The sequence below is a fragment of the Sphingomonas zeae genome (assembly GCF_014197135.1).
In the GTDB taxonomy this organism is placed as follows: domain Bacteria; phylum Pseudomonadota; class Alphaproteobacteria; order Sphingomonadales; family Sphingomonadaceae; genus Sphingomonas; species Sphingomonas zeae.
Genome location: NZ_JACIFA010000003.1, coordinates 71,320 through 92,332 on the forward strand (window position 1 = coordinate 71,320; position 21,013 = coordinate 92,332).

Sequence of the window (21,013 nt, forward strand, 5' to 3'; positions counted from 1 at the left end):
AATGTCAGAAACGGAAACTCAACCATCCGGCCCAGAAGTCCGAGCTTTTCAGATTGGCCCGCTGCAGCACGGTGTCGGCCTTGAAGTGTTCGTAACGGCCGGTAAACGAAAGACGCGGCGTTATGGTCCAGACCGCCTGCAAGCGAGCGATCTGGGCCACTTTCTTGCCCCGTACATTCTGCGTTCCCGCCCAGGGCGCCCCACTGGCGCGGTACACGGCATCGAACTCGTCTGGCCGCCAGGCAAAACCATATTCGGCCGCGACGCGCACGCCCTTGAGCGGCGTGAAGCTGACGTTCGGCGCAGCGTAAAGCAGGTTGGTCGGCGTCAGGAACAGGCCGTAGCTGTAATAGATATTATTGCCGAACAGCCCGCTGGTCGTGTTCAGATCGCCCTGCCGCTGATAGGATCCCCGCCGGAGCCATAGTCGAAGTGCACACCGACACGGGGCGCATCGGGCTTTTGGCCCAGGCGATAGGTCTGCGCGATGAACGCCTGCCAGGCTGAGATCGGACGGTTGGCGAAGGTGCCGCGCTGGTTGTTGACGGTCCAGTCGATATTGACCGGCCCGGCATCGCCATACGCGTGAAGTCCCAGGAAATAGCGCTCTTCCAGCGCCGTAGTCGGACCCCAGGTGGCGCGACGATTGCGCAACCGCCAGACGAAGGGATCGAGATACAGCTTCGACCCGCCGAACAGCTTGGGGGGTAGGCGAAATCCGAAGGTCGCCCCGGTGAAGCGCACGTCCGGATTGGTCTTGTCGTCACTGATGCCCTGAAAGCCATAGGTGACGTAGTTCAGATCGAACACGTCGATCCGCGCATTCTTGCCGCGGGCATAGGCCCGGACGCCATCGAGGACGAAGTAGAGCGTGTTGTTGTCGCGCCCCACCGTCAGCAATTGCGGTCCGTCGAAAAACTCCTGACGTCCCGCGCGGACGCCGACGTCCAGGCCAAGCGCCTTGCCCTTCACCTCGGCGAAGAGCTGCTGCACGGCCAGCTGGTTACGCAGGTTGCCACCCGGCGCGCCCAGATTGATGCCCTGCAGCTCCGCACGGCCCAGTTCGCCGAACACGCGGAAGTGATCGCCCAGATGCACGTCAGCGCCACCGACGATCCGCGCGATGTCCTGACGCTGTTGCTGGACGTCGCGCAGATTGGGATTGGTCGTGACGTTCACGCGGGTGCGTAACTCGCCCGAGAAGGTGACATAGGACTTGCCGTCCTCCGTCAGTTTCACGCACTTCAGCGCGTCGATGAAATCGTCTCTCTTGGCTGGATCGCAGTATTTGCGCCAATCCTCGGCCCAGCGCGACTGGTTATAGCCGCCCACCGTGTTGCCGTCACCCGCCGCGCTGGTCGGGTAAGCGGAACTCGCGGGGCTAGCGGGTTCTGCGGCCGCCTTCGGGGTGACGGTCTGTGCCGTCCCCGGGGCAGCCGCCCCCGTGGCCGCCACCATTGCGGTGCCGGCAAGCCACAGATATTTCATGAAATATTCCCCCTGGATCGTGCCAATTTTCGTCGTGTCGACTGCCTTATCGCGTTCCGGTAAACAAACGACCCAGCCGGTAAGATCGGCCGGGCCGTGCCGGGATGCGGATCAGGCGATGGCCGGATGGACGGTGGCGGGAACGGGCGGGGTCGGCGTGCCACTGAGGGCGGCGTCGAGGGCGTCCTTGTCGAGCGCGTTCTCCCAACGGGCGACCACGACTGTGGCAACAGCGTTACCGATGAAGTTCGTAAGGCTGCGGCATTCCGACATGAAGCGGTCGACACCCAGGATCAGCGCCATGCCTGCCACGGGGACATCGGGCACGATCGAGAGGGTGGCAGCCAGGGTGATAAAGCCCGCGCCCGTGACGCCTGCCGCGCCCTTGGACGAGAGCATCGCGACGAGGAGCAGGGCCAATTGCTGTCCCAGGGACAGGTCGACGCCACAGGCCTGGGCGATGAACAGAGCAGCCAGCGTCATGTAGATATTGGTGCCGTCGAGATTGAATGAATATCCGGTGGGGACGACGAGGCCGACGACGGACTTTTCGCAACCGGCCTTTTCCATCTTCACCAGCAGGCTGGGCAGCGCGGCTTCGGACGACGAGGTGCCGAGAACCAGCAGCAACTCGGCCTTGAGGTAGCGGATCAGCTTCAGGACCGAGAAGCCGTTCAAGCGAGCGATCGTGCCGAGCACGACCACGACGAACAGGATGGAGGTGAAATAGAAGGTCGCGACCAGCGCGCCGAGATTGACGAGACTGCCAACGCCATATTTGCCGATGGTGAACGCGATCGCACCAAAGGCACCGATCGGAGCGGCGCGCATCAGGATGCCGACCAAGCGGAAGACGACGACGCTGATCCGCTCGAGGCTGTTCAGCAGCGGGCGGGCGGGCTCGCCGACCAGCGCCATGGAGATGCCAAACAGGATGGCGACCATCAGTACCTGAAGGATATTGCCCTGGGTGAACGCGCTGACCAGCGTGTCCGGAATGATCCCGAGCAGAAATCCGGTGACGGTCGTATCATGCGCCTTGGCGGTATATTCGGCGATCGATCCGGCGTTCAGTGTGGCCGGATCGATGTTCATACCCGCGCCCGGCTGGACGACGTTGGCGACGATCAGGCCGACCACGAGCGCGAAGGTCGACACGGTGATGAAGTAGAAAAACGCCTTGCCGGCGACGCGACCGACCGAGCCCAACTCGCGCATTCCCGCGATGCCGGTGACGACCGTCAGGAAGATCACGGGGGCAATAATCATCTTCACCAATTTGATGAAGGCATCCCCAATGGGTTTCAGCGACTCGCCGAAAGCCGGCCAAAAATGACCGATGATCGCCCCCAAAACGATGGCGAACAGAACCTGCACGTACAGGTGGGACCAGATCCGCGTCCGCCGGGGCGCCTCCGCCACGGCATAATCCTGAGCGATCATGACTTTTCAGCATCCTCTATGAAAATGGGCCGGACGCGGTCTGCCGCGCTTCCGAATTGCCGCCAGTGTGCGGGTTTGCAGCCAGCATTACAAATATCCTAAAAATCCTACTAACCCGTTGGAATAACATAATAAAGAATCATACACGTGCCGTGGTAGCGCGAAAATCCGCATGGCGTTTGACGGGAGGTTGCGATATTCCGCACATATGGTCCCCACGCTTGCTCACGGCCGCGCCTATGTTCGACGCCATGCCTTGCCGCTGATCGCGGTGGTGGTGTTGACGATCGTCGCCGCGTCCGTGTTGCGCCTCTATGCGCATCGTCAGGCCGTGATGGGGCTTCAGCAAGATGCAGCCCGTATCGCACGTCAGGAGGAACGGCTGCTCGGCAGCGAGCTGCAGCGGTTTCGCCTGCTCCCGATCGTGCTGGTCGAATATCCCGACGTCGGCGACGCGCTTCGCAACGGGTCAGTGGCGGCGGCGGCCCGTCTGAACCAGAAGCTGCGAGGGCTTGCGGAGCGTACCGGTGCGCCGGTCATATACGCGATCGACCGGCACGGGCGGACGGTTTCGGCGTCCAATGCGGGGCAGTCGGACAGCTTTGTCGGGCGGGATTACAGCTTCAGGCCCTATTTTCGTCAGGCGATGCGCACCGGAACGGCCGAGTATTTCGCCCTCGGTAATACCAGCCACCGGCCCGGCCTGTTTCTGGCGCGCCGTATCGGCCTGGCCTCGGCGCCCGATGGGGTCATCGTGGTGAAGGTAGAGTTTGCGCGCATGGTGCAAGCTTGGGCGAGCGATGCAGGACATACGCTGCTGCTCGACGATCATGGAGTGGTCGTGGTCACGACAGATTCCGCTGCGGAATTCACACTGATCCGCCCGCTGACCCCCGCCGCCGAGGCGACGATCCGGCAAAGCCAGCAGTTCGGCGATATCGCGCTCCGGCCATGCCCCTATCGGATCGCGGGTCAGAACGCGACCGATCGCGAAGGAGTCCGCTACGTCGTCGGCGCAACCCCTGCGCCGCTGCCCCGGTGGCAGCTTATCCATGTCCTTCCCTCCGAGCCCGCGTTGAAGGCGGCCGATGGATGGGTTCGCTCGGTGACTGCGCTGATCGCGGTAGGGCTGATCGGTCTTGCGCTGCTGGCGACCTGGCGGCGGACACGGGCCGAACGCGCTGCCCTGGCGCGCGAGGCCCTGGAAGATGAGGTCGCCCGGCGCACCGCCGAACTGCGGGCGAGCAACAACCGGCTGACCGTGGAAATTGCCGAGCGTATCCGAGCCGATCAGCGTTTCCGTGCCGCGCGTGAGGAATTGGCGCAGGCCAACCGCCTGGGCTCGCTCGGCTCGATTACAGCGGGCGTCGCGCATGAGATCAACCAGCCGGTGGCGGCAATCCGCACGCTGGCGGACAATGCCCGGACCTTCCTGTCACGCGCCAAGCCCGATAAGGCGGCGGCCAATCTGGCGGCGATTGTCGAACTGACCGAGCGGATCGCGTCGATCGTGCAGGAGATGCGGCGATTCGTCCGCCGCGGCGCTCATGGGCTCGGGCCGGTTTCGCTGGATGCGGTGCTGGACGGCACGATGCTGCTGATCGGTGACCGTTTTCGCACCGCCGGGGTCGCGCTGGAACGGCCGAATGGCGGCGCGCTACCGCAGGTCATGGCTGGGCGGATTCGACTGGAACAGGTGCTGGTCAATCTGCTTCAGAATGCGCTCGACGCGGTCGCGGACAGCCCGTCGCCGCGTGTGCGATTGACCGTCACGGAACAGCCGGACGGGGTCCAGTTGGTCGTCGAGGACAACGGTCCCGGGCTCGACCCCGCGATCGCGAGCGAGATTTTCACACCCTTCGTGACCGGCAAGCCCGACGGACTGGGCCTGGGTCTGGGGATTGCGCGGGACATCATGACGGAGTTTGGCGGCGTGCTGGAGACCATACCCTCAGGCTTGGGCGGCGCGGGCTTTCGTTTGAGGATGCGCCGGGCATGAGCGAGCCGCTTCGGGTGCTTCTTGTTGACGACGATACGGTGCTGCGCCACGCGCTGGCCCAGTCATTCGAACTGGCCGGGATCGACGTCGAGGCGCATGGCGATCCGCTCGCCGCGCTGGCGACCATCACGCCGGACTTTCCCGGTATGATCGTGTCCGACATCCGGATGCCCGGCATTGACGGCATCGAGCTGTCTAAGCGGGTCGCGGCGATCGACGCCGAAATTCCGGTGATCCTCATGACGGGCCACGGCGACGTGCCCATGGCGGTCGCCGCGCTGAAACAGGGCGTCCATGATTTCGTCGCCAAGCCCTTTGCCGCCGATCACCTGATCGCCAGCTGCGAACGGGCGTTGGAAATGCGGCGGCTGGTACTTGATAACCGACATTTGCGACAGGCGGCGGAGGAGGCGCAAGGGGCCTATCCGCTGATCGGGGAAACGCCGGTCATGATGCGGCTGCGCGATACGGTACGACAGGTGGCACAGGCCGATGTCGACGTGCTGGTCGAGGGGGAGACGGGCACCGGCAAGGAGCTGGTTGCGCTGCTGCTTCACCGCTGGAGTACGAGGCGGACGCGCCCCTTCATCGCGGTCGACTGCGCCGCACTGCCCGAGGCGATCGCGGAGGGCGAGTTGTTCGGCCAGGCGCACGGCCGGACGCCGGGCCGGATCGCGGCCGCGCATCGCGGCACGCTGTTTCTGGACGAAGTCGACAGCATGGCCCCGGGGCTGCAGGGGCGGATGCTGCGTGTAGTCGAGGAGCGCGAGGTTCGTGCCATGGGAGCGGAGGACCCACAACTGCTGGACCTGCGCATCGTTGCCGCCGCGAAATCCGATCTGGCGCGGGCCGTCGATGAGGGGCGTTTCCGGGCCGACCTGCTCTACCGGCTGGATGCCGTGCGGCTGCGCGTCCCGCCTTTGCGTGAGCGGCGTGCCGATGTCCCGCTGCTCTTTGCGCATTTTCTGCGTGAGGCCGCGGAGCGGTTCGGCCGTCCGGTGCCGATGATCGACGGCGGCATCCAGGCGCGGCTGCTGTCCCACGACTGGCCCGGCAATGTGCGCGAGGTGCGCAACTACGCCAATCGCGTCGCACTGGGCCTGTTCGGAGAGGCGCGCGAGGCCGGCGATCCTCTGCCCTTGCCCGAACGGGTCGAGCAGTTCGAGGGCGCGACGATCCGTGCCGTATTGGAGGAGGTTGCCGGCGACGTCCGCGCCGCGCTTGCCGTTCTCGGCATCCCGCGCAAGACCTTTTACGACAAGGTCGCCCGGCACGGCATCGACCTGAACGCGTATCGACCCAATCGCGCTTGACGTTACGGCGGGCGCGGGGGAGCATGGCCGCCACGACACCAATCTATGGTGCGGGGGTTAGGAGAATGCCATGGAGGATGCCGCAGCCCGTCTGGCCAGAGATCCGCGCTATGTCGCGCTGGTTCGCAGGCGAGGGCGCTTCACGACCGTCCTGACGGTCATCATGCTGGTCGTCTATTTCGGGTTCGTCCTGACCATCGCCTTCGACAAGGCCTTGCTGGCCCGGTCGGTCAGCGGTGGTGCGACGAGTTGGGGGATTCCCGTCGGCCTGGGGGTGATCGCGTTGGCGATCGTATTGACCGGCCTTTATGTCTGGCGTGCCAATCGCGATTTCGACCCGGTGATCGATGCTCTGGGACGGGAATATGGCGCATGAGGCGGGGGCCTTTGGCTCTCGCCGCGTCGCTGACGCTTCTTCCAATCTCAGGGGCACATGCTCATGCGATCGGCCCGGCCGTCCAGCAGGCGACGAACTGGACCGCGATCGGCATGTTCGCCGCCTTCGTTGCCCTGACGTTGGCGATCACACGCTGGGCGGCGCGGCGTACGCGTACGGTGTCCGATTTCTATACGGCGGGCGGTGGCATCACCGGCTTTCAGAATGGTCTGGCGATCGCGGGCGATTTCATGTCGGCGGCCTCGTTCCTTGGCATTTCGGCGCAGATTTATGCCGATGGCTATGACGGGTTGATCTATTCGATCGGCTTCCTGGTCGGCTGGCCGATCCTGTTGTTTCTCATGGCCGAGCGACTGCGCAATCTCGGGCGCTTCACCTTTGCGGACGTGGCCTCCTTCCGCTTCGCCCAGACGCCGGTGCGGATGGTCGCGGCCTGTTCGACGCTGCTCGTCGTCCTGTTTTACCTGATCGCGCAGATGGTCGGAGCGGGGCAGCTCATCCGGCTGCTCTTCGGGCTGCCTTATGGCTATGCCGTCGTCATCGTCGGTGTGCTGATGACCATGTACGTCCTGTTCGGCGGCATGACCGCGACGACCTGGGTCCAGATCGTCAAGGCGATGATGCTCCTCGGTGCGGCGAGCTTCATGGCAATCGCGGTGCTGGCGCGGTTCGGGTTCAGTCCCGAGGCGTTGTTCGCCCGCGCAGTCGAAGTGAAGACCGCTCTGGCGGCGCTCGCCGGCGCCGGTCCCGACGAGGCGGTGGCAAAGGGCCGGGCGATCATGGGGCCGGGCGGCTTCATCAAGGACCCCGTCTCCGCCATCTCGATCGGCGCCGCACTGATGTTCGGGACGGCGGGTCTGCCACATATCCTGATGCGCTTCTTCACCGTGCCCAACGCCAAGGCGGCGCGCAGTTCGGTACTGTGGGCGACGGGATGGATCGGCTATTTCTATATCCTGACCTTTGTCATTGGCTTTGGCGCGATCGTACTGGTCGCGACGGATCCGGGTTTTCTCGAGGCTGACGGCGCTCTTCGAGGTGGCAGCAACATGGCGGCGATCCATCTGGCGCAGGCGGTTGGGGGCAACCTGTTCCTCGGCTTCATCTCGGCGGTGGCGTTCGCGACCATTCTCGCCGTCGTGGCGGGGCTGACCCTGTCCGGGGCCTCGGCGGTCAGCCATGATCTCTATGCGACCGTCATCAAGAAGGGGCAGGCGGACTCGGCCTCCGAGCTTCGCGTGTCGCGGGTCACGGTGTTCGTCCTCGCGGTCGTCGCGATCCTGCTGGGCATCCTGTTCGAAAAGCAGAATGTCGCCTTCATGGTCAGCCTGGCCTTCGCGCTGGCTGCGTCCGCCAATTTCCCGGTGTTGCTTCTGTCACTGCTCTGGTCGGGATGCACGACGCGGGGCGTGGTCGCAGGTGGTCTGGTTGGATTGCTCACCGCGCTGGTGCTGACCATCCTGTCGCCGGCGATCTGGGTGACGGTGCTCGGCCATGCCGCGCCGATCTTTCCCTATGGCTCACCGACCATCTTTTCGATGCCGCTGGCGTTCCTGACGATCTGGCTGGTGTCGATCACCGACCGGAGCGGCCGTGCGGCGGTCGACAAGGCGGGCTATCCCGCGCAGCGCATTCGTTCGGAGACGGGCATCGGCGCATCGGGAGCGCTCGATCATTGACGCACTGTTCCCACTGTCTCGTAACGGGGCAGTGGGGGCAGATTGGGAAGCATCGGCGCGATGCCCAAATGGTAAACGCGACGTTAACAGGTGGATATGAGACGCCGCCTGGTTTTGACCAACGAAGCTGCCCGTCACCCCTTTCGGCGCACGCTGCCGCCCCTCGCAAAGGCGCGGCAGCGGCGGGATGACGATCAGGATATCCGCCTGTTTGTCCTCAGCTTTACCGCCTTCTTCATCTGCTTCTACACGTTTCTGTTTTAAGCCGGCTCGACGGAAACGTCATGGCAGGCGCGATGCAGGTGACGCGCCAGCCATGCTGACACCAGGCACATGCCCGCGACGACGAACAGCATGTCGGCGGACGACACGCCCGCAGCGCTGATCGCGAAGGCGAGGACGGACCCGATCGTCATCGCAAAACAATTTACGATGTTGTTCGCCGCCACCGTGCGGGCAGTCTGATCCTTTTCCACCGTCGTGGTCAGAAAGGCATAAAGCGGCACTACGAACATGCCGCCGGTCGTCGCGATCGCCAGCAGCGTTGCCAGGATGCCGACGGCGCGCGGCTCGGCCAGAAAGGCCTGCCAGCTATACAAACCGCCGCCCGCCGCCGGGGTCCAGTTGCGGCAGAGGAACGAGAACAGCACGACGAACGCACCCATCGCGATGACGGACATGGGCGAGTAGCGCGCCGAGATCTCGCCCTTCAGCATGGTGTTGATGACCACCGACCCTATGGCCACCCCGATCGAGAAGATCGCGATGGCGAGGCTGGCGACCTCCTTGTCGGCCGTCAGCACATTCTTCACCAGCGGCGGGAAGATGATGATGAGGACCGCGCCGATCGTCCAGAAGAAGCTGATCGCGATGATCGCCAGGAACAGGCGGCGGATGTGCAGCGTCGCGGAGATCAACCGCCACGAAGCGGTAAAGGGGTTGTAGTTGAGCTGGAGCGGCGGACCCTCGCGTGGGGCTGGTGGCACCTGACGGCCCATGAACCAGCCAATGACGGCGACCACCAGCACACCGATCGCAGCAGCCTCGATCGGAATCCAGCCTGCCGCAACCGTACCGAGCAGGATCGCCAGATAGGTCCCAGCCTCGACCAGGCCTGTGCCGCCCAATATGTCATCGGGCCCCAGATGCTGGGGAAGAATGGCATATTTGATCGGGCCGAAGAAGGTTGAGTGCACGCCGAGCGCCAGTACCGTGCCCAACATCAGGGACAGTCCCGCCGTCGTGTAACCGGCCTTTGCGATCAGCAGGCCGCCGGCGCCGACGAGCATGATGCCGATCTCGACCGTCTTGACGATGCGGATGATGCGTGCCTTGTCGTGACTGTCCGCCAATTGGCCCGACAGGGCCGACAGGAAGACGAAGGGCAGGATCGCGGCGCCGGTCGCGGCGCAGTTGAAATAGAATTCCGAATGGGGGTCGGTGAAGATCGCATAGGTGGCGAACAGCACCATCGACGTCTTGAACAGGTTGTCGTTGAAGGCGCCGAGAAACTGGGTGGCAAACAACGGCAGGAACCGACGCTGTTTGAGAAGCCCGAGGGCATTGAGCATAACGAAAAATGGCCCGATCGTGGCAACAGGATGACACCAACATAGCTATGCGGCCACTCATCGCCAACCGCTTAAAGCGGTTTGTCATGGGCGAACGAGCGGTTAGAAGGCGACATGCTGACGCTGCCCAACCTGTTGACGCTCTCGCGGATCTTGGCCGTGCCCTTGCTTGCGGGGCTGTTGTGGCAGCCCAATTGGGCGTTGGGCTATGGCATCGCCTTTGCGCTCTATTGCCTGATGGGCATCACCGATTATTTCGATGGCTATCTCGCTCGCGCGCAGGGTGCGGTCTCGAAGCTGGGTGTCTTCCTCGATCCGATCGCCGACAAGATCATGGTCGCCTCTGTCATTCTGGTGCTGGTCGCGGTGCAGGTCTTGAGCGGGCTGAGCGTCGTCGCGGGCCTCGTCATTCTGCTGCGTGAGATCGCGGTATCGGGGCTTCGTGAGTTTTTGGCGCAGTTGCAGGTGTCGGTGCCGGTGTCACGGCTGGCGAAGTGGAAAACGACGTTGCAATTGGTCGCGCTCGGGGGGCTGATCCTGGGCGGCGCGCTGCCGGGCTGGCCCTGGCTGCACGAGGCGGCGCTGGCCGCGCTCTGGGCGGCGGCGGTGCTGACGCTCGTCACCGGCTGGGATTACCTGCGCGTCGGCCTCAAGCATATGGATAGCTGATGACGCTGACGATCCTGTATTTCGCCTGGGTCCGCGAGCGGATCGGGGAGGCCGAGGAGACGGTCACGCTTCCCAGCCATGTGGTGACGGTCGCCGATCTGGTCGCTTGGCTGTCGGCGCGGGGCGGCGGCTATTCCGAAGCGATGGCCGCGCCCGAGCGGCTGCGCGCCGCGATCGACCAGAATTTCGTCGGGCTCGATGCGGCCATCGGGGGTGCGCGCGAGGTGGCGATTTTCCCGCCGGTGACGGGCGGATGATCCGTATCCTGGTTTCGGTCGCCCCGATCGACCTCGCCGGCGAAATGGCGCGGGTCGAAAGGCAGGATGTCGGCGCGGTAGCAAGCTTTTGCGGGCTGGTCCGGGCCGATGACGGTGTCGATCAGCTCGAACTCGAACATTATCCCGGTGCAACCGAGGCGGCGCTCGACCGCATCGCGCATGAGGCAGTGGAGCGGTGGTCGCTTCAGGCGGCCACCATCGTCCACCGGGTTGGCCCGATGCGGCCGGGCGAGCGGATCGTGCTGGTCGCAGCGGCCGCGCCGCATCGCCGCGATGCGCTCGACGCCTGCGCCTATCTGATCGATCGACTGAAAACGGATGCGCCCTTCTGGAAGCGTGAGACACGCGGAGACGAAGCCCGCTGGGTCGAGGCGCGCGAGAGCGACACCAATGCTGCCGAACGCTGGACCCAATAGAAAAGGCGAGGCCGAAGCCTCGCCTTCCCCTGCCGCAGCGATGTCGAGCCTCAGCCGATCTTCGGCACGTTGATGCCGTTGGTCAGATGCACGACGCCATTGGTGGCATCGACATCGGCCTTGTCGACATAGGCCTTTTGTCCATTCACGTCGGTCAACATGATGTTGCCGTTCGGGCCGACCTGCGCCGTCAGCGGCTGACCTGCCAGCGTGGTCAGCGTCGCGGTACCGTTGCCAGCCGTGATCTGAGCCTTGAGCTGATCGGCGGTCAGCTTGCCGGGAACGACATGATATTTCAGGATGGTTGTGAGCGCGGCCTTGGACTCCGGCTTGCTCAGCGTGTCGAGCGCGCCAGGCGGCATGCGGCTGAACGCCTCGTTGCTGGGCGCGAAGACGGTGAAGGGGCCGGGACCCGACAGGTCGGCGGTCAGGCCCGCTGTCGCTACCAGCTTGGCCAGCGTGCTGCGGTCGGGCGTCGCGGCCAGGATCTGGACGATATTGCCGGTTGCGGCGGGCGTCGCGGTCGCTGGCGCGGCTGGAGCAGCCTGGGCCGGAGCGGCAGGGGCCGCCTGGGCCTGCGCGGGCTGCGTCGGTGCGGTCTGCGCCATAGCGGCACCGGCACCGGTCAGGGCGGTGGCGGGCAGAAGGATGGCAAAGGTCTTCAACATGAAAGGCATACTCCCGTTCTTCTGGCGGCGGAGCGGGATCGCATCGCGCCGCATGGTGAAGGGCAGGCCAGCCGTTCCTCAAACGAAACGGCCGTCCTGCGGGGAGTAACGCACTTAATCCAGTTTTGGCACCAAAACGCCGTTGACGATGTGGATGACGCCGTTCGCCTGGGGCATGTCGCCCGCCTCGATATAGCTTTTGTTGCCGCCGCTGTCGGTCAGGGTGATGACCGACTGTGTCATGGTGACGGTCAGCCATTCGCCCTGAATAGTCATCAGCTTTGCAGTGCCGCCGCCAGCTGCGATCTTTTGCTGAAGATCGGCGATCCCGACGACTCCCGGCACCATATGGAATCGGAGCAGCTTGACCAGCGAGTCCCGGTTGGCCGGCTGGAGCAACTGGTCCTGCACGCCGGGGGCCAGTCGGGCGAAGGCCTCGTTCGATGGCGCGAAAAGGGTATAAGGGCCGGGGCCTGCCAGGGTGGTCGCCAAGCCCGCCGCCCGGATGGCGGCAACCAGCGAGGATAGCGAGGGCGTCGCGGTGGCATTGTCCAGGATGGTGCGCGTCGGTACCATGGGCTGGTCCGGTTGCGGCGCCGGAGCCGTGACGGCTGGCGTACTCGAGGGCGTTGTGGGCACCTCCCGCTGATCCCGCCCGCGTCCGCAACCGCCAAGCCCGATCATGGCGATGAGCGGCAGGACGACCACCAGCCGCCGAGCATTATGGGTCATGGGCGAAACCTCCTGAAAATGAGATGATATCGAAGGGTGCGACGCGCACGACACCGGTTCGGTTGCGCCGCGGATCAATCAGGCCGCCTCTGCCAGAACCTGCGCCAGCAGTCGGAAGTCCTTCTCGCGAGGGCTGGCGCGGCGCCAGACCAATGCGATCTTCCGCATGGCATTCTCCGCGTCGAGCGGTCGGGCAGTGATATGGGTATTGTCCAAAATCCCCGAGCGCAGCGCCATTTCGGGCAGCATCGTCATGCCCAGGCCATTGTCGACCATCTGCACGATGGTATGGAGCGAGGTGCCCAGCATGGTCGCCTCGGCGCGTAGTTCCGGACGGTTGCATGCGGCCAGCGCATGGTCCTTCAGGCAATGGCCATCCTCAAGCAGCAGAAGCCGCGTCTCGTCGATCGCGGAGGCCGGGATGGCCGAAGGCGGCGTATGCTCATCATCGGTCGGAAAGGCGACGAACAGCCGGTCGTCGAACAGCGGTTCGGCCGTCACCTCGCCGCACGCAAAGGGAAGCGCCAGCAGAACGCAATCGGTTCGTCCATTATGCAGTCGCTCGCACGCCGGACCGCTCGGCTCCTCGCGCAGGAACAGCTTCAGGTCGGGATAATCGCGGCGCAGCCGGGGCAGGATGTGGGGCAGCATGAAGGGCGCGATGGTCGGGATCACCGACATGCGCATTTCGCCCGACAAGGGTCGTCCGGCCGCGCGCGCCATGTCGCCCAATTCGTCCGCCTCGCGCAGGACGCGGCGCGCCTTGTCCGCGATCCGCTCTCCCAACGGCGTGAAGCGCACGACTCGGCGGGTCCGTTCGACCAGCGTCACGCCGATCAGCGTTTCGAGCTCGCGCAGGCCCGCCGACAGGGTCGATTGCGTGACGAAGCACGCATCCGCCGCCCGGCCGAAATGGCCATGGTCCTGCAGGGCCACGAGATATTGTAGCTGTTTCAACGTAGGTAGGTAGGTCGCGGCCATTGATCGTCTCAGTCGATTGCGATGTGACAAATAGCTTGTTGGATCGCGGGCGCCAGTCCCCATATCCGTCAGCACAGCGAATACAGGCGGGCAAACCGCCGTTCGTGTGAGAGGATGGCTGGAGCCGAACTTTTAAATAGAGAAGGAGGCACATTGCCATGTTGACCGTTGGAGACAAGCTCCCCGCATTCACCGTTCCCGTCCAGCAGGGCACCAACGCGCTCCCCGCCGGCGAGACGATCAGCGATACCTCCTACGAGGGCAAGTGGAAGGTCCTGTTCTACTGGCCCAAGGATTTCACCTTCGTCTGCCCGACCGAGATCGTCGGCTATTCGCAGCTGAAGGGCGATTTCGAGGATCGCGACGCCGTCTTGATCGGCGCGTCGACCGACACCGCGCACGTCCACCTGGCGTGGCGCAAGTCGGACCCGGATCTGGCCGCGGCCGACTTCCCCTGGATCGCGGACAATGGCCGCGTACTGGCCGACGCGTTGGGCATCGTCGACAAGAATGAGCATGTCGCCTACCGCGCGACCTTCATCATCGATCCCGACAATGTCATCCAGCATGTCACGATCAACGGCCTGAATGTCGGTCGTAATCCGCAGGAAACGCTGCGTGTCCTCGACGCGTTGCAGACCGACGAGCTCTGCCCGTGCAACTGGAACAAGGGCGACGACGTCCTCCAGCTGGCGGCCGAGTAATCCCGTCGTCCGGGGGCGCTGGCGTCCCCGGACCTGTTATTCCTGACGCCCCGGCGAGGGCCGTCGATCCCTATCGGATCGACGGTCCAGACTGGGGCGTCGTTTATCCGGAGCAATCTCATGTCTCTCAAGGAGTTCGCCGGGCAGCTGCCCGATTTCGCCAAGGACATCCGCCTGAACGTCGGCTCACTGCTCAATGAGGCGGTGCTGAACGACCAGCGTAAGTACGGGCTGCTGCTCGCCTGCGCGCATGGTACGGGCCACAAGCCGCTGGTCGAGGCGGCCGAGGCGGAATGCGCCCCCAAGCTTTCGCCGGAGGCCGCCAATGCGGCGCGTGCGGCGGCGGCGGTGATGGCGATGAACAACGTCTATTACCGCTTTACCCACCTGGCCGGAAACCAGGAATATCGCAACATGCCTGCCAAGCTGCGCATGAACGTGATCGGCGCGCCGGGCATCGACAAGGTCGATTTCGAGCTGTTCAGCCTGGCCGTGTCGGCGATCAACGGCTGCGGCATGTGCATCGACGCGCATGAGGCGGTGTTGAAGAAGGCGGGCGCCTCGGCCGAGATCATTCAGACCGCCGTCCGTATCGCAGCCGTGATGCAGGCCGTTGCGACGGTGCATTCGGCCGTCGCGTGAGGTTGATCCTCCCCGCTATGGGGGGGACCATGCGAACCATCGTGGAGGGCTTTCACAAAGCACGTTCCGTGCGGAAGCCCCCCCTTGGTCAGGCCTCCGACCCGCCGCCCCCCCAAAAAGGGGGAGGAGCTTTAACGAGCAATCGCCTGATACAAGCCCCAAAGGCTGGTCAGCGTCAGGATGATCCCGACCAGCCTCAACAGCGTCCGCGCCGGAACCCGCTTTGCGAGCATCGCGCCGAACGGCGCCGCACAGATGCCGCCGATCAACAACCCGACCGTTGCCATGGTAAAGGCACCCCAGCCCAGCTGGGTGATGAATGTGGCCGAGATGGTCGCGGTCAGGAAGAACTCGGCGGTGTTGACCGTCCCGATCGTGGTGCGCGGCGCCGCCCCCTGGACAAGCAGGTTGGACGTCACCACCGGCCCCCAGCCGCCGCCGCCCGCCGCATCCAGAAAGCCGCCGATGAACCCCAACGGTTCGACCACCTTCGGCTCGCGCGTAGCAGTCGTGTGCCGCCAGGCGCGGATCAACAGGTAAAGGCCGATCCCGGTCAGATAGGCGAGGATGAAGGGCTTCACGACGGCCGCATCGATGTTCGACAGGACATAGGCGCCCAGCGCGCCACCGATCACGCCCGGGATCATCAGCCGCAGGAACAGTCGCCAGTTGACGTTGCGATGGATCGCGTGGCTGATCCCCGAAACGGCGGTGGTGAAGGCTTCGACGCTATGGACCCCCGCAGAGGCGGCGGCGGGCGGTACGCCCAGGCTGATGAGCAACGTATTGGAGATCACCCCGAAGGCCATGCCCAGCGCGCCGTCGACCACCTGCGCGGCGAAGCCCACGGCGACGAACGGCACGATATGGATCAGCTCGGTACTGGTCGGGTCCATCATGTCTCCTGTGCTTTATGACCGGCGGCCATGCCGCTTCGAGCGCAACGCTGCAACCGCGATAGAGTTTGTCGGCTCCAAGCGAACTGTGGGCGATCGGGAGCTCGATCTGGATTTCGCTCAAGCCTATGCCTAAATGCGCAGATCGCATCTGGGGACATGCTCATGCCGAGCCGATTGGCCACCTATCTTGATTCGATCCGGGCGCGCGATCCGGCTCCGCATTCGCGTGCGGAAATCCTGCTCTATCCGGGCGTCTGGGCGCTTGCCGGACACCGGGTCGCGCATCGCCTCTATCGTTCGCGGGCTTTTTTCCTCGCGCGGCTGGTCAATCACTTTACGCGCTTCCTGACGGCGATCGACATCCATCCGGGCGCGAAGATCGGGCGTAATTTTTTCATCGACCATGGCTTCGTCGTGATCGGGGAGACCGCGGAGATCGGTGACGACGTCACCATCTATCAATGTGTAACGCTGGGCGGCACCAGCCCGGACAATGGCGTGGCGGGCAAGCGCCATCCCACCCTGATGGACGGCGCGATCGTCGGATCAGGCGCACAGGTGCTGGGTCCGATTGTCGTCGGCCCGCGCGCGCGCGTCGGTGCGAATGCCGTCGTCACACGCGATGTGCCCGAAGGGGCCGTCATGGTCGGTATCCCCGCACGCCCGACGATGGTCGAGGGCGGCGCGGCGTCCGAGAAGCGTTTCGTCCCCTATGGCACGCCCTGTTCCGAGATTTTCGATCCCCAGACCCAGAAGATCGAAATGCTCCGTTGCGAACTGGAAGCGATGCGACGGCGTCTGGACGCGGTATTGGCCGAGCAAGGCGAAGAGCGCGACCGGGCCTGATGGGGGTCGTACCCTTTCCCAAGGCAGTCGGGCAGGTGGGGTTCGACCGCGTCGAGCTGACCCGCATCCTCGACCTGTACGGCCGGATGGTCGCGGCGGGACATTGGCGCGATTATGCCATGGATATGGGGCGCGAAGCTGCCGTCTTTTCCGCTTTTCGTCGCGCGGCTGAACGCCCTGAGTTCCGGATCGAAAAGCGCCCGGCATTGCGCAACCGTCAGGGCATGTGGGCGCTGATCGGCGAGGGCGGGGCGGTATTGAAGCGCGGTCACGAACTGGGGCCGGTGTTGGCGCCTGTCGAGCGGCGGCTGATGAAATTGGTCGAGGAATAATCACCCCAATGAAAAAGCGCCGGTTCCCGATCCGGGAACCGACGCCATTTCTAGACCCGGGTAATGGGCCGATTACTTGCCGCCACGCTGACGGCACTGGTCATACTGACCCTTTTTGCAGATCGGATAGCTCTTCAGCGGTGCCGGTGCCGGATAAGCCTGTTCAGGGCTCGGCGCCTGCTTGAAGACGACCGGCGCACCGGGGGCGGGCGGAGCGGCCATCGGCGGCTGGGCGGGCTGATAGCCGCCGGCGGTCATCGTGCCCGCCGACGCCGCGGCATTGGCCTGCATCGAGCCTGAGGAGTCGGTCTGGGTCGTCGTGTCGGTCTGGGTCGACGCGCCAGCCTGCATGCCCGCTTGGGCGGTGGTGTCGGGGGTCTGCTGGGCCAGGGCGGGCGCCGCCATCAGAGCGGTGGCGGCCAGAAAAACGAGCTTCATGCGAATCTCCTGTTCAGAAGCGCAAGTGTGTAAGCGCGTGGAGCAGAACGTCCGATGGCGCACTTGGCTCCCTCGTTTCGCTTGCGACCCAATTCTGACCGCCTTTTCACGTCATCGTTCAGCCGCCCGCGTCCAGCGAATACCCCGCCGAACGAACCGTGCGGATGATGTCGGGACGGTCGCCGATATTGATCGCCTTGCGCAGGCGGCGGATATGCACGTCGACCGTCCGGCTTTCGATATCCGAGTCATGGCCCCAGACCGCGTCGAGCAGCCGCTCGCGCGAAAATACCCAGCCGGGATGCTCCAGGAAGTGCTTGAGCAGACGAAACTCGGTCGGTCCAAGCGAGACGACCTCGCCTGCGCGGCGGACCTTGTGACCGACCGTATCCATTTCGATATCAGCATAAATCAGCGCTTCGCCCGCCAGCGCCGGACGAACGCGCCGCAGGACCGCGCCGACCCGCGCGACGAGTTCGCGGGGCGAGAAGGGCTTGGTGACGTAATCGTCCGCCCCCGTCTCCAGCCCGCGCACCCGGTCCTCTTCCTCACCACGCGCGGTCAGCATGATGATCGGCACGTTCGCCGTCTCGGGGGAGCGGCGCAGGCGGCGGCATACCTCGATCCCCGAAATCCCCTCGACCATCCAGTCGAGCAGCACGATGTCGGGCGTGCTTTCGCGCGCCAGCAGCAGCGCCTCCTCGCCGTCCGGGGTATGGGTGACCTCGAAATCCTCGCGCTTGAAATGAAAGACGAGCAGTTCCGCCAGCGCGGCGTCGTCTTCGACCAGCAACATCTTTACCCGTGCCATCGTGCCTGTTCCCTCAAGAAGGCAAAGTGCCGCCGCGGTCCCGTTCACCCATCTGGGTGCCGGTGGCGGCGAAATAGACCATCTCCGCGACGTTGGTCGCATGGTCGCCGATGCGCTCGAGATTCTTGGCGATGAACAGGAGGTGCGCGACCTGCCCGATCGTCTTGGGATTCTCGACCATATGGGTGACGAGCGTGCGGAAGATGGAATCGTAGAAATCGTCCAGTGCGTTGTCGCTGTCGCGGACTCGGATCGCCGCCTCGGCATCGCGCGCAGCAAAGGCGTCGAGCACGTCATGGACCATCGCGGAGGCGATCTTGGCCATGGCGGGCAGGATCGAGACGGGCTCGATCCGGTCCTCGCTCTCGATCATGGGCACGCGCTTGGCGATGTTCTTGGCATAGTCGCCGATACGCTCGACGACGCTGGCGATCTTCAGCGCCGCCACCACCTCTCGCAGGTCGTTGGCCATGGGCGCGCGCAGGGCGATGGTGCGCACCGCCAGCCGTTCGACCTCGGCCTCGATCAGGTCGATCGCCTTATCGTCCTCGCGAACCTTGCGCGCCAGTTCCAGATCGGAGCGTTGCAGCGCCTTGATGGCATTGGCGATCGCCTCCTCGGCCAATCCGCCCATCTGGCTGATGAGCCCGCGCAGGCGGCCAATGTCGTTGTCAAAGGCTTTTACGGTGTGGTCCATGATCCTCGTCCTCAGCCGTAACGGCCGGTAATATAGTCCTTGGTCCGCTCTTCCTTCGGGTTCGTGAAGATGTCGGACGTCTTGCCGTACTCGACCAGGGTGCCGAGGTGGAAAAAGGCGGTACGCTGCGAGACGCGGGCGGCCTGCTGCATATTATGGGTAACGATCGCGATGGCGTAGCGGCCGCGCAGGTCGTGGATCAGCTCCTCGATGCGCGCTGTGGCAATCGGGTCGAGCGCGCTGCACGGCTCGTCCATCAGGATGACTTCGGGGTCGACGGCGATCGCGCGGGCGATACAGAGCCGCTGCTGCTGGCCGCCGGACAGCGATGTGCCGCTTTCCGACAGGCGATCCTTCACCTCGTTCCAAAGCCCAGCGCGGGTCAGCGAGCGTTCGACGATCGCGTCCAGTTCTCCGCGCGAACTCGCCAGGCCGTGGATGCGCGGGCCATAGGCGACATTCTCATAGACCGACTTGGGAAAGGGATTGGGTTTCTGGAACACCATCCCGACACGGGCACGAAGCTGCACCACGTCCATCTCGGCGGCGTAGATGTCCTGCCCGTCCAGCCGGACATCCCCCGACACGCGCGCCGAGGGGATGGTGTCGTTCATCCGGTTCAGCGTACGCAGGAAGGTCGATTTGCCGCAGCCCGACGGGCCGATGAAGGCAATGACGTGATCCATGCCGACATCGATCGAAATGTCGTGGATCGCCTGTTTGGCGCCATAGGACACGCTGACGTTGCGCGCGGTTATCTTGGGGGTACTCACCAGCGTGTCTCGAACCGATTGCGGAGGTAGATGGCCAGCCCGTTCATCGCGAGCAGGAAGACGAGCAGGACGATGATGGCGGCCGAGGTCTTCTCGATAAAGCCGCGATCGACCTGATCCGACCAGAGGAAGATCTGGACCGGCAACACGGTCGCCGGGTCGGTCAGACCCTGTGGCGGCGCGGCGATGAAGGCGCGCATACCGATCATCAGCAGCGGTGCCGTCTCGCCGAGTGCACGGGCCATGCCGATGATCGTACCGGTCAGGATGCCGGGCAGCGCGAGCGGCAGGACATGGTGGAAGATCACCTGCACCCGCGATGCGCCCACCGCCAGCGCGGCGTCCCGGATCGAGGGCGGCACCGCCTTGATCGCGTTACGCCCGGCGATGACGATCACCGGCATGGTCATCAGCGCCAGAGTCAGGCCGCCCACCAAAGGTGCCGACCGTGGCAGCCCGAAGCTGCCCAGGAACACCGCAAGGCCCAGCAGGCCGAAGATGATCGACGGGACGGCGGCCAGATTGTTGATCGACACCTCGATCATGTCGGTCCAGCGGTTCTTGGGCGCATATTCCTCCAGGTAGAGGGCAGCCAGAACGCCGATCGGAAAGGCGAGCCCCAGCGTGACGAGCATGGTCAGCAGCGACCCCTTGGCCGCCCCCCAGATGCCGACCCGCGTCGGATCGGTGGCATCGGCATCGCGCAGAAAGCCCAGATCCCACCCCGTCGACACCAGCCCCCGCGCTTGGAGTTGCGCCACGACCTGCTCGGCTTGGGGAGTTCCCACCCCCTTGGCCGCTACGTCGTAGCGGCTGGCAAGCGGCAATTCGAAGCGGACGGTGCGATGGAGCAGGCTGGGGTCGGCCTTGATGGCGTCACGCACGACGATCCATGCGCCGGGCGAGAGGAGATCGGATCCCATCGGTCCGAAGGCGGCCGTCGCGGCGGTATCGACCGCATCCTCCAGCCCGGCGCCCGCCAGCGCCAGATCCGCGCCGCGTCCCTTCAGCCGGGCGGGTTCGATCGGCAGGTCCGCGGCCGCGAGATTGATCGGCATGGCGACCCGTGTCTCGGTAAAGCCGCCAAGACCCTGCGCCAGCATGGTGATGAGCAGGAAGGCCAGAAACGCGGCCGACAGCGTGACCGCCATGGCGCCCAGACGCCGGAAGCGGCGCTCGGAAGCATAGCGGCGACGCAGACGCCGGGCCATGGCCGGGCTATCCCACCCGACCGACG

Annotated in this window: 25 protein-coding genes; 12 read left to right on the forward strand and 13 right to left on the reverse strand. The window is 64.7% G+C overall.

Annotated elements, in window-relative coordinates; translation table 11 throughout:
• Nucleotides 1–4 precede the first annotated feature (4 nt).
• From GGR45_RS19800 to GGR45_RS05680, 3 genes are all read right to left on the reverse strand, one after another.
• Nucleotides 5–502: an alginate export family protein gene (locus GGR45_RS19800; protein ID WP_343051163.1), complete on the reverse strand. Its 498-nt coding sequence runs from the start codon at nt 500–502 to the stop codon at nt 5–7.
• Entirely contained in the window at nt 385–1,488 is a 1,104-nt protein-coding gene (locus tag GGR45_RS05675; protein ID WP_254703125.1) for an alginate export family protein, read from the reverse strand. Before GGR45_RS05675 ends, GGR45_RS19800 begins: the two co-directional genes overlap by 118 nt.
• A 111-nt stretch (nt 1,489–1,599) precedes the next feature.
• Nucleotides 1,600–2,931, reverse strand: a complete 1,332-nt coding sequence (locus tag GGR45_RS05680; protein ID WP_175312278.1) for a dicarboxylate/amino acid:cation symporter — start codon at nt 2,929–2,931, stop codon at nt 1,600–1,602.
• Between the two features lie 208 nt (nt 2,932–3,139).
• On the opposite strand from GGR45_RS05680, the gene GGR45_RS05685 reads away from it, so the two are divergent.
• The 5 genes from GGR45_RS05685 (at nt 3,140) to GGR45_RS05705 (ending at nt 8,583) form a co-directional block, all read left to right on the forward strand.
• Complete coding sequence (locus tag GGR45_RS05685; RefSeq protein ID WP_246358072.1) at nt 3,140–4,930, forward strand: sensor histidine kinase; 1,791 nt, start codon at nt 3,140–3,142, stop codon at nt 4,928–4,930.
• Nucleotides 4,927–6,243 (forward strand): sigma-54-dependent transcriptional regulator, encoded by a 1,317-nt coding sequence (locus GGR45_RS05690; protein ID WP_175312276.1) that lies wholly within the window; start codon nt 4,927–4,929, stop codon nt 6,241–6,243. The genes GGR45_RS05685 and GGR45_RS05690 overlap by 4 nt, the downstream gene beginning before the upstream one ends.
• Nucleotides 6,244–6,313: 70 nt before the next feature.
• A complete protein-coding gene (locus GGR45_RS05695; RefSeq protein WP_175312275.1) occupies nt 6,314–6,619 on the forward strand; it encodes a DUF485 domain-containing protein in 306 nt (101 codons plus the stop codon).
• An 11-nt stretch (nt 6,620–6,630) separates the two neighbouring features.
• Complete coding sequence (locus GGR45_RS05700) at nt 6,631–8,319, forward strand: cation acetate symporter (protein WP_246358073.1); 1,689 nt, start codon at nt 6,631–6,633, stop codon at nt 8,317–8,319.
• 96 nt (nt 8,320–8,415) lie between these two features.
• Complete coding sequence (locus GGR45_RS05705; RefSeq protein ID WP_175312273.1) at nt 8,416–8,583, forward strand: hypothetical protein; 168 nt, start codon at nt 8,416–8,418, stop codon at nt 8,581–8,583.
• Here GGR45_RS05705 and GGR45_RS05710 read toward each other — a convergent pair.
• Nucleotides 8,580–9,890: an MFS transporter gene (locus GGR45_RS05710; RefSeq protein WP_175312272.1), complete on the reverse strand. Its 1,311-nt coding sequence runs from the start codon at nt 9,888–9,890 to the stop codon at nt 8,580–8,582. The two genes, GGR45_RS05705 and GGR45_RS05710, sit on opposite strands and share 4 nt — an antisense overlap.
• Before the next feature lie 114 nt (nt 9,891–10,004).
• On the opposite strand from GGR45_RS05710, the gene pgsA reads away from it, so the two are divergent.
• Genes pgsA through GGR45_RS05725 form a run of 3 tightly spaced genes read left to right on the forward strand, consistent with a single transcriptional unit; the run spans nt 10,005 to nt 11,253 of the window.
• Entirely contained in the window at nt 10,005–10,559 is a 555-nt protein-coding gene (gene pgsA / locus GGR45_RS05715) for a CDP-diacylglycerol--glycerol-3-phosphate 3-phosphatidyltransferase (RefSeq protein WP_175312271.1), read from the forward strand.
• A complete protein-coding gene (moaD, locus tag GGR45_RS05720; protein ID WP_175312270.1) occupies nt 10,559–10,816 on the forward strand; it encodes a molybdopterin converting factor subunit 1 in 258 nt (85 codons plus the stop codon). Before pgsA ends, moaD begins: the two co-directional genes overlap by 1 nt.
• A complete protein-coding gene (locus GGR45_RS05725; RefSeq protein WP_175312269.1) occupies nt 10,813–11,253 on the forward strand; it encodes a molybdenum cofactor biosynthesis protein MoaE in 441 nt (146 codons plus the stop codon). The genes moaD and GGR45_RS05725 overlap by 4 nt, the downstream gene beginning before the upstream one ends.
• Before the next feature lie 50 nt (nt 11,254–11,303).
• Here GGR45_RS05725 and GGR45_RS05730 read toward each other — a convergent pair whose 3' ends face one another.
• From GGR45_RS05730 to GGR45_RS05740, 3 genes are all read right to left on the reverse strand, one after another.
• Nucleotides 11,304–11,930, reverse strand: coding sequence for a fasciclin domain-containing protein (locus GGR45_RS05730; protein ID WP_246358074.1), 627 nt, complete (start codon nt 11,928–11,930; stop codon nt 11,304–11,306).
• A gap of 105 nt (nt 11,931–12,035) precedes the next feature.
• Nucleotides 12,036–12,653, reverse strand: coding sequence for a fasciclin domain-containing protein (locus tag GGR45_RS05735; RefSeq protein ID WP_217498020.1), 618 nt, complete (start codon nt 12,651–12,653; stop codon nt 12,036–12,038).
• Nucleotides 12,654–12,731: 78 nt separating this feature from the next.
• Nucleotides 12,732–13,634 (reverse strand): hydrogen peroxide-inducible genes activator, encoded by a 903-nt coding sequence (locus GGR45_RS05740; RefSeq protein ID WP_175312267.1) that lies wholly within the window; start codon nt 13,632–13,634, stop codon nt 12,732–12,734.
• Nucleotides 13,635–13,792: 158 nt separating this feature from the next.
• On the opposite strand from GGR45_RS05740, the gene GGR45_RS05745 reads away from it, so the two are divergent.
• Together GGR45_RS05745 and ahpD are read left to right on the forward strand one after the other, a co-directional pair.
• Entirely contained in the window at nt 13,793–14,338 is a 546-nt protein-coding gene (locus GGR45_RS05745) for a peroxiredoxin (RefSeq protein WP_175312266.1), read from the forward strand.
• A 120-nt stretch (nt 14,339–14,458) separates the two neighbouring features.
• The gene (ahpD, locus tag GGR45_RS05750; RefSeq protein ID WP_175312265.1) at nt 14,459–14,980 is read left to right on the forward strand and encodes an alkylhydroperoxidase, AhpD family; all 522 of its coding nucleotides are present in this window, start codon (nt 14,459–14,461) and stop codon (nt 14,978–14,980) included.
• Nucleotides 14,981–15,111: 131 nt separating this feature from the next.
• Here ahpD and GGR45_RS05755 read toward each other — a convergent pair whose 3' ends face one another.
• On the reverse strand, nt 15,112–15,876 hold the full coding sequence (locus tag GGR45_RS05755) for a sulfite exporter TauE/SafE family protein (protein WP_175312264.1): 765 nt from the start codon (nt 15,874–15,876) through the stop codon (nt 15,112–15,114).
• A 165-nt stretch (nt 15,877–16,041) separates the two neighbouring features.
• On the opposite strand from GGR45_RS05755, the gene epsC reads away from it, so the two are divergent.
• Both epsC and GGR45_RS05765 read left to right on the forward strand, forming a co-directional pair.
• Nucleotides 16,042–16,725, forward strand: coding sequence for a serine O-acetyltransferase EpsC (gene epsC / locus GGR45_RS05760; protein WP_175312263.1), 684 nt, complete (start codon nt 16,042–16,044; stop codon nt 16,723–16,725).
• Entirely contained in the window at nt 16,725–17,057 is a 333-nt protein-coding gene (locus tag GGR45_RS05765; protein ID WP_175312262.1) for a DUF2794 domain-containing protein, read from the forward strand. Before epsC ends, GGR45_RS05765 begins: the two co-directional genes overlap by 1 nt.
• 72 nt (nt 17,058–17,129) lie before the next feature.
• Here the strand turns inward: GGR45_RS05765 and GGR45_RS05770 are convergent, their stop codons facing one another.
• The 5 genes from GGR45_RS05770 to pstA form a co-directional block, all read right to left on the reverse strand.
• Complete coding sequence (locus GGR45_RS05770; protein ID WP_175312261.1) at nt 17,130–17,495, reverse strand: hypothetical protein; 366 nt, start codon at nt 17,493–17,495, stop codon at nt 17,130–17,132.
• Nucleotides 17,496–17,613: 118 nt separating this feature from the next.
• On the reverse strand, nt 17,614–18,306 hold the full coding sequence (phoB, locus tag GGR45_RS05775) for a phosphate regulon transcriptional regulator PhoB (protein ID WP_175312260.1): 693 nt from the start codon (nt 18,304–18,306) through the stop codon (nt 17,614–17,616).
• A 13-nt stretch (nt 18,307–18,319) separates the two neighbouring features.
• Nucleotides 18,320–19,006, reverse strand: a complete 687-nt coding sequence (gene phoU, locus GGR45_RS05780) for a phosphate signaling complex protein PhoU (RefSeq protein WP_056435378.1) — start codon at nt 19,004–19,006, stop codon at nt 18,320–18,322.
• A gap of 8 nt (nt 19,007–19,014) precedes the next feature.
• A complete protein-coding gene (pstB, locus tag GGR45_RS05785; protein WP_175312350.1) occupies nt 19,015–19,779 on the reverse strand; it encodes a phosphate ABC transporter ATP-binding protein PstB in 765 nt (254 codons plus the stop codon).
• Nucleotides 19,773–20,987, reverse strand: coding sequence for a phosphate ABC transporter permease PstA (gene pstA, locus GGR45_RS05790; RefSeq protein ID WP_175312259.1), 1,215 nt, complete (start codon nt 20,985–20,987; stop codon nt 19,773–19,775). The genes pstB and pstA overlap by 7 nt, the downstream gene beginning before the upstream one ends.
• Nucleotides 20,988–21,013 lie beyond the last annotated feature (26 nt).

What these genes read in the sequence shown, in the direction of transcription:
- GGR45_RS05765 (WP_175312262.1), top strand. Translation starts at nt 16,725, where the DNA reads ATGGGGGTCGTACCCTTTCCCAAGGCAGTCGGGCAGGTGGGGTTCGAC.
- GGR45_RS05740 (WP_175312267.1), bottom strand. Translation starts at nt 13,634, where the DNA reads ATGGCCGCGACCTACCTACCTACGTTGAAACAGCTACAATATCTCGTG.
- phoB (WP_175312260.1), bottom strand. Translation starts at nt 18,306, where the DNA reads ATGGCACGGGTAAAGATGTTGCTGGTCGAAGACGACGCCGCGCTGGCG.
- GGR45_RS05705 (WP_175312273.1), top strand. Translation starts at nt 8,416, where the DNA reads ATGAGACGCCGCCTGGTTTTGACCAACGAAGCTGCCCGTCACCCCTTT.
- GGR45_RS05675 (WP_254703125.1), bottom strand. Translation starts at nt 1,488, where the DNA reads ATGAAATATCTGTGGCTTGCCGGCACCGCAATGGTGGCGGCCACGGGG.
- pstA (WP_175312259.1), bottom strand. Translation starts at nt 20,987, where the DNA reads ATGGCCCGGCGTCTGCGTCGCCGCTATGCTTCCGAGCGCCGCTTCCGG.
- GGR45_RS05695 (WP_175312275.1), top strand. Translation starts at nt 6,314, where the DNA reads ATGGAGGATGCCGCAGCCCGTCTGGCCAGAGATCCGCGCTATGTCGCG.
- GGR45_RS05710 (WP_175312272.1), bottom strand. Translation starts at nt 9,890, where the DNA reads ATGCTCAATGCCCTCGGGCTTCTCAAACAGCGTCGGTTCCTGCCGTTG.
- GGR45_RS05685 (WP_246358072.1), top strand. Translation starts at nt 3,140, where the DNA reads ATGGTCCCCACGCTTGCTCACGGCCGCGCCTATGTTCGACGCCATGCC.
- GGR45_RS05735 (WP_217498020.1), bottom strand. Translation starts at nt 12,653, where the DNA reads ATGACCCATAATGCTCGGCGGCTGGTGGTCGTCCTGCCGCTCATCGCC.
- GGR45_RS05745 (WP_175312266.1), top strand. Translation starts at nt 13,793, where the DNA reads ATGTTGACCGTTGGAGACAAGCTCCCCGCATTCACCGTTCCCGTCCAG.
- GGR45_RS05755 (WP_175312264.1), bottom strand. Translation starts at nt 15,876, where the DNA reads ATGGACCCGACCAGTACCGAGCTGATCCATATCGTGCCGTTCGTCGCC.
- GGR45_RS05725 (WP_175312269.1), top strand. Translation starts at nt 10,813, where the DNA reads ATGATCCGTATCCTGGTTTCGGTCGCCCCGATCGACCTCGCCGGCGAA.
- ahpD (WP_175312265.1), top strand. Translation starts at nt 14,459, where the DNA reads ATGTCTCTCAAGGAGTTCGCCGGGCAGCTGCCCGATTTCGCCAAGGAC.
- GGR45_RS05730 (WP_246358074.1), bottom strand. Translation starts at nt 11,930, where the DNA reads ATGCCTTTCATGTTGAAGACCTTTGCCATCCTTCTGCCCGCCACCGCC.
- GGR45_RS05680 (WP_175312278.1), bottom strand. Translation starts at nt 2,931, where the DNA reads ATGATCGCTCAGGATTATGCCGTGGCGGAGGCGCCCCGGCGGACGCGG.
- epsC (WP_175312263.1), top strand. Translation starts at nt 16,042, where the DNA reads ATGCCGAGCCGATTGGCCACCTATCTTGATTCGATCCGGGCGCGCGAT.
- moaD (WP_175312270.1), top strand. Translation starts at nt 10,559, where the DNA reads ATGACGCTGACGATCCTGTATTTCGCCTGGGTCCGCGAGCGGATCGGG.
- GGR45_RS05690 (WP_175312276.1), top strand. Translation starts at nt 4,927, where the DNA reads ATGAGCGAGCCGCTTCGGGTGCTTCTTGTTGACGACGATACGGTGCTG.
- GGR45_RS05770 (WP_175312261.1), bottom strand. Translation starts at nt 17,495, where the DNA reads ATGAAGCTCGTTTTTCTGGCCGCCACCGCTCTGATGGCGGCGCCCGCC.
- pgsA (WP_175312271.1), top strand. Translation starts at nt 10,005, where the DNA reads ATGCTGACGCTGCCCAACCTGTTGACGCTCTCGCGGATCTTGGCCGTG.